The organism is Rhodopseudomonas sp. BR0G17 (genome assembly GCF_010907025.1).
GTDB lineage: Bacteria > Pseudomonadota > Alphaproteobacteria > Rhizobiales > Xanthobacteraceae > Rhodopseudomonas > Rhodopseudomonas palustris_H.
The window spans coordinates 1-6,025 of sequence record NZ_QUML01000068.1; the positions used below are offsets into that span (position 1 = coordinate 1).

At 66.5% G+C, this 6,025-nt stretch carries 5 protein-coding genes; 3 read left to right on the top strand and 2 right to left on the bottom strand.

Annotated features, from left to right (window positions below; genetic code table 11):
* A partial coding sequence (locus tag DY467_RS25010; RefSeq protein WP_246701642.1) for a pseudouridine synthase family protein occupies positions 1–437 on the top strand: 437 nt, incomplete at its 5' end.
* Positions 438–446: 9 nt separating this feature from the next.
* On the opposite strand, the gene DY467_RS25015 is transcribed toward DY467_RS25010, so the two are convergent.
* Positions 447–1,502, bottom strand: a complete 1,056-nt coding sequence (locus DY467_RS25015; protein ID WP_164639729.1) for a DNA topoisomerase IB — start codon at positions 1,500–1,502, stop codon at positions 447–449.
* Positions 1,503–1,926: 424 nt separating this feature from the next.
* Here DY467_RS25015 and acs point away from each other — a divergent pair, with 424 nt between their 5' ends.
* Together acs and DY467_RS25025 are read left to right on the top strand one after the other, a co-directional pair.
* Positions 1,927–3,870 (top strand): acetate--CoA ligase, encoded by a 1,944-nt coding sequence (gene acs / locus DY467_RS25020; RefSeq protein ID WP_164639723.1) that lies wholly within the window; start codon positions 1,927–1,929, stop codon positions 3,868–3,870.
* A 382-nt stretch (positions 3,871–4,252) separates the two neighbouring features.
* Positions 4,253–4,780 (top strand): L,D-transpeptidase, encoded by a 528-nt coding sequence (locus DY467_RS25025; protein ID WP_164639725.1) that lies wholly within the window; start codon positions 4,253–4,255, stop codon positions 4,778–4,780.
* Positions 4,781–4,855: 75 nt separating this feature from the next.
* Here DY467_RS25025 and DY467_RS25030 read toward each other — a convergent pair.
* Positions 4,856–6,025, bottom strand: a 1,170-nt coding sequence (locus tag DY467_RS25030; protein WP_246701643.1) for an OmpA family protein, incomplete at its 5' end; no start/stop codon positions are given.

The following is a 6,025-nucleotide window of genomic DNA, read 5'->3' on the forward strand; positions in this document are numbered from 1 at the left end:
GCTCCCCTCCCCCTTGCGGGGAGGGGTCGGGGGTGGGGGTCCACAACGAGACGCCATCCTTGGGGCGCCCTCACCCCAACCCTCTCCCGCAAGCGGGAGAGGGGGCTCGCAGTGCTGGGGGAGAGGTCGATGATCTGTCTCGAAAGCCGGGCGCCAAATTCGGTGCGACTCCCCCGACGCACCTCACCTGGCTGGCGCTTGAGCCAATCACCGGCCGGACCCATCAGCTCCGGGTGCATTGCGCCGCGATGGGCTGGCCGATCTTCGGCGACAACATCTACGGCAACGGGCCGCGGTTCGGCGAACCGCGGCTGCATCTGCATGCCCGCGAGATCGTCATCCCGCTGTCGCGCAACAAACCGCCGGTGGTGGTCACCGCGCCGCCGCCCGCGCACATGCACCCGCGGCTCGCTGCCTGCGGCTGGACACCAAACTGACGGGCGGCCTCAGGCTGCAGCTGCCATCACCACCTGCGCCAGCAGCTGTTCGCGCTTGGCCTGGGAGCGGGTGCCCTTCAGGGTCGAAGCGAAGCGTTCGAGAATGCCGTCCTCGAACGCGGTGACGATGGTGGCGTGCACATAGCTCTTGCGGCAGATCGAGGGGGTGTTGGCGAGCTCGTCGGCTGCCATCCGCACCGCCTCCAGCACCTGCTTGCGCCGGCCGCGGGCACTGGTCGCCGGCTCGATCCGCGCCAGCGATTCCAGCACCACCGCCGAGGCCATCAGGGTGCGAAAGTCCTTCAGCGAAATCCGGATGCCGGCGAGGTCGCGCAGGAACACGTTGACCTGAGAGGTCGAGACCGGATGCACCTCCCCGTCGGCGCCGACATACTGGAACAGCCGTTTGCCCGGCAGCTTGCGCAAGATGCCGATAGCCCGCACCAGCCGGGCCGCGCCGCATTCCTTGCGCACCGCTTTACCGCCCTTGGCTTTGAACGACAGGGTCACACAATCGTCCTCGATCGCCACGTTGGACTTCAGCAGCGTCGCAGCGCCGCGAGTACCGTTGAGCCGCGCATAGGACTCGCTGCCGGGACGGATCGCGGTGCGGGCGATCAGTTCGATGACCGCCGCAAGCGCAAACTCCCGGGTCGGCTCATCACCCGACAGGTGCTTGCCAACGGCGCGACGGATCTTCGGCAGCGCTCCGACAAGCTGCGCTAACCGATGCGCTTTGCGGGCTTCTCTGACCTTCTCCCAATCCGAGTGGTAGCGGTATTGCAGCCGACCGGCAGCATCGCGGCCGACCGCCTGCAGATGCGAAGCCGGATCGGCGGCGTAGCGGACATCCTGGTAGGCCGGCGGCACAGCCAGCGCATTCAGCCGGCAAATGGTGCTTTGCTGTTTCACCTGCGAACCATCGGCGCGCAGATATTGCCATCGCTTGCCGCGCTTAATGCGGCGGATCGTCAGATGATCGACTTCGCCAAGATGCAGACCGAGGTCTTCGGCAAGCTCGGCAACGCTCACTGGCTCGCCGGCCGAACCGACCGATGCGTCCATCCCGGTTTCGGGAAGTTCGAAATTCTGCCGATCGATCATACCGTTAACATTCCCGCGCCAGAGCCCCCAGCTAATGCGCCAGCCCCACACTCGTTCCGGCAGGCGCGCCGCCGCGGCGCACGCATCGCGATCACGGCTCTGCACATGCGCGCGATCAGCGCCGAAAGTCGGATGACTGCACCGCTTGTCGCGGCCCGGCGGGCCGACGCATAATTGTCTCAACAACAACAGCCGGAGGCTGAGACGATCGCACGTCTCTTCACCGGCGATGCTCCCCCGTAGCGTTTCCATGACTTCGCCCGGATCGCAGGATCAACGATCGGCGGAGCCAGACTCGTTGGCGGGTGAGTCGCCGGTTGCAGCGGGGTTGCGGTCGAGCACCGACGGCGGGTGCGGCATCGACCGCGTTTTTGTGGAGGAACAAATGTCCGAGAAGATCTACGACGTGCCCGCAGAGTGGGCGAGCCGCGCCTTCGTCGACGACGCCAAATATCGCCAGATGTACGAGCGCTCGGTGACGGATCCGACCGGATTCTGGGCGGAGCACGCCAAGCGCGTCGACTGGATCAAGGCGCCGACCAAGATCGACAACTGGTCGTTCGCGCCCGGCAATATTTCGATCAAGTGGTTCGAGGACGGCGTTCTCAACGCCGCCTACAACTGCATCGACCGCCACCTCGACAAGCGCGGCGACCAGGTCGCGATCATCTGGGAAGGCGACGATCCTTCGCAGTCGCGCAGCATCACCTATCGCGAGCTGCACGACGAAGTCTGCAAGTTCGCCAACATTCTGCGCAACCGCAATGTCGGCAAGGGCGACCGCGTCACCATCTATCTCCCGATGATCCCGGAAGCCGCGTTCGCGATGCTGGCCTGCGCCCGGATCGGCGCGATCCACTCGGTGGTGTTCGCCGGCTTCTCGCCCGACAGCCTCGCGGGCCGCATCAACGACTGCAAGTCGAAGATCGTGATCACCGCAGACGAAGGCCTGCGCGGCGGCCGCAAGGTGCCGCTGAAGGCCAATGTCGACGCGGCACTGAAGAAGTGCGACGGCGTCGACTGGGTGATGGTGGTCAAGCGCACCGGCGTCGCGGTCGAAATGGATGACGTCCGCGACTTCTGGTACCACGAAGCGGCCGAGATGGTGACGACCGAGTGCCCGGTCGAGCACATGCACGCCGAAGACCCGCTGTTCATCCTCTACACCTCGGGCTCGACCGGTCAGCCGAAGGGCGTGCTGCACACCACCGGCGGCTATCTAGTGTTCGCGTCGATGACGCACCAGTACGTCTTCGATTATCACGACGGCGATATCTACTGGTGCACCGCCGACGTCGGCTGGGTCACCGGCCACAGCTACATTCTCTACGGTCCGCTCGCCAACGGCGCGACCACGCTGATGTTCGAGGGCGTGCCCAACTACCCGAGCAATTCGCGGTTCTGGGAAGTCATCGACAAGCACAAGGTCAACATCTTCTACACCGCGCCGACCGCGATCCGCGCGCTGATGCAGGCCGGCGACGAGCCGGTGAAGAAGACCTCGCGCAAGTCGCTCCGCCTGCTCGGCTCGGTCGGCGAGCCGATCAATCCGGAAGCCTGGGAGTGGTACCACCGCGTCGTCGGCGAGGACCGTTGCCCGATCGTCGACACCTGGTGGCAGACCGAGACCGGCGGCATCCTGATCACCCCGCTGCCCGGCGCCACTAAGCTGAAGCCCGGCTCGGCGACCCGGCCGTTCTTCGGCGTGGTGCCCGAGATCCTGGATCCGGAGGGCAACGTGCTGGAAGGCGAATGCACTGGCAACCTCTGCCTCGCCCGTTCGTGGCCGGGCCAGATGCGCACCGTGTACGGCGACCATGCCCGGTTCGAGCAGACCTACTTCTCGGCCTATAAGGGCAAGTACTTCACCGGCGACGGCTGCCGGCGCGACGCCGACGGCTTCTACTGGATCACCGGCCGGGTCGACGACGTCATCAACGTCTCGGGCCACCGCATGGGCACCGCCGAGGTCGAATCCTCGCTGGTGGCGCACCCCAAGGTGTCGGAAGCGGCCGTGGTCGGCTATCCGCACGACATCAAGGGCCAGGGCATCTACGCCTACGTCACGCTGATGGCCGGCGAAGAGCCGACCGAGGAGCTGCGCAAGGAGCTGGTCGCCTGGGTCCGCAAGGACATCGGTCCGATCGCCTCGCCCGACCTGATCCAGTTCGCGCCCGGCCTGCCCAAGACCCGCTCCGGCAAGATCATGCGCCGTATCCTGCGCAAGATCGCCGAGGACGAGCCGTCCTCGCTTGGCGACACCTCGACGCTGGCCGATCCGGCGGTGGTCGACGATCTGGTCGAGCATCGCCAGAACAAGCACCACTAGGCCGGCTAACCGAGCCCAGCGACGCATCCATTCTCCAAAGGCCCCGCCTGTGATTCGCAGGCGGGGCCTTTTCGCGTCTGGCGGGTACGCGCGCCGGGATCGCGTGGACGTTGGTACACAGCGCCGGCGGGGTGGCTTTCGCCCCGGTCAAGCTGTGCTGATTCGATCACATCCGGGCGAGGAACCCGACTCGCGACCATTTTGCCGGCGGGTGTTGTTTGCCGGACATTTACTTTGTTCCCCGGATTTTTCTTCAATGGTACGCCTGCGTTCATTTCGGTCCTCCAGCACACACCGGTTGGTTAGTTCACGCTGCGACCATCGCGGGCGCTGAGGGGCGCCGGAGCGAAGCTGTCCGGTGCGAGGAAACTGGAGAGACTGAATGTCTTTTGGATCTCGTTCGGCGAAATTGGCCATGGCGGTCGCGGTTGTGGCGGGCGCCGGCGTATTGACCGCGCCGCGGGCCGAGGCGCGGCCCGATCTGGTCGTCTTCCGCGGCGACTATTCGCCGGGGACGATCGTGGTCAGGACCGGCGAGCGGCGGCTGTACCTGGTGGTCGAGCCGGGCCATGCGGTGCGTTATCCGGTCGGCGTCGGCAAGGCCGGTAAGCAGTGGGCCGGCACCACCAAAATCGACGGCAAATATCGCAATCCGGCCTGGGCTCCGCCGGCCGACGTCAAGCGCGATGTCCCGACCATTCCGGACGTAATCCCGGGCGGATCGCCCGCCAACCCGATGGGCGTCGCGGCGATGACGCTGGCGGGCGGCGAATACGCCATCCACGGCACCAACCGGCCGCAGTCGATCGGCGGTTTCGTGTCCTATGGCTGCATCCGGATGCTGAATGACGACATCACCGATCTGTACGAGCGCGTCCCGGTCGGCACTCAGGTGGTGGTGATGCGCTGAGGACAGCAGCACAGGCCAAAAGGAAAAGCCGCGGACGGGTCCGCGGCTTTTTGTTGTCGAGAAACTCCCGTCCGCTCAGCGCGGCGGTGCCACGCCCGGAGGCGGCGGCGGCAGCGACGCCTGACCGCCATTGAGGAGCGGCGTGATGCGCCGGATCGTGACGCGGCGGTTCTGACGCTCCGGAGCCTGGGTCTGGATCTTCAGATACTGCTCGCCATAACCCTGCGAGGTCAGGTTCTCGGCCGGCACCCCGAACTGCTGAGTCAGCAGTGCGGCAGCCGCCTCGGCGCGACGATCCGACAGCGACAGATTGTCGGTGTCGTTGCCGACCGCATCGGTGTGGCCTTCGATCAGGAACACCTCACGCGGGTTACGCTGGATCGCCCGGTTGAGACCGTCCGCAATCACCTGCAGCTTCGCGGCCTGATCCGGGGGGATGTCCCACGAGCCGGTGTCGAAGTTGATGGTGTTGAGGTCGATCGACGGCATCCGCTGTCGCACCGCCGGGCTGTAGCGGATCTCGTCCATGGTGTAGCGACGCTCGATCCGTTCGACCGGCGGTGCTTCCAGGGTTTCGTAGATCAGCTCCGGCGATGCGTCCTCGTAGTCGACGATGTAGCGATCGCGCGGAATCCGGATCACCGGCGGCGGCAGGTCGACATAGAAGTTGGCCCGGTCGCGCGGACCGTAGCTGTTGTCGATGATGATGATCTCGCGGCCGTCGCGGTCGCGGCGAATACGCCGCAGCAGCTGACCGTCGCGCCCGGTGACATTGATGATCTCGCTGCCATCGGGACGGATCACGATGGTGCGCCGTTCGTCGCCGCGATCGTCGACCCGGATGTCGCGCGCGCCGTAGCGGAAGCGATCCACCTCGTTATGGCGGATGAACTCCTGACCGCTCGGATCGCGCACGATGATACGACCCGGCTCGGTGATCACGATCCGTCCGTTCTCGTTGACTTCGCGGCGCTGGCTACGGAAGTCGGAGAGGTTGCGCGGCCCAGGCGCCTGCGCGCCGGGAGCGATGGGAGTCAGCGCCTGCCGCGCCACCGCCGGCGGCGGAGGTGGCGGCGGTGCGACCGCTGGCGCAGCGGCGGGTTGCGGCGGCTGAGCCGGCTGAGATTGGCTGCGCTCAGGCGAAGGGGCCGGCGCGACGGCGGGTCCGGCACCCGGGGCTCCGGGACCAGCTTGTGGCCGCGGCGGCGGACCGCCCGCAGGAGCGCCCGGTTGCGGGCCGCGCCC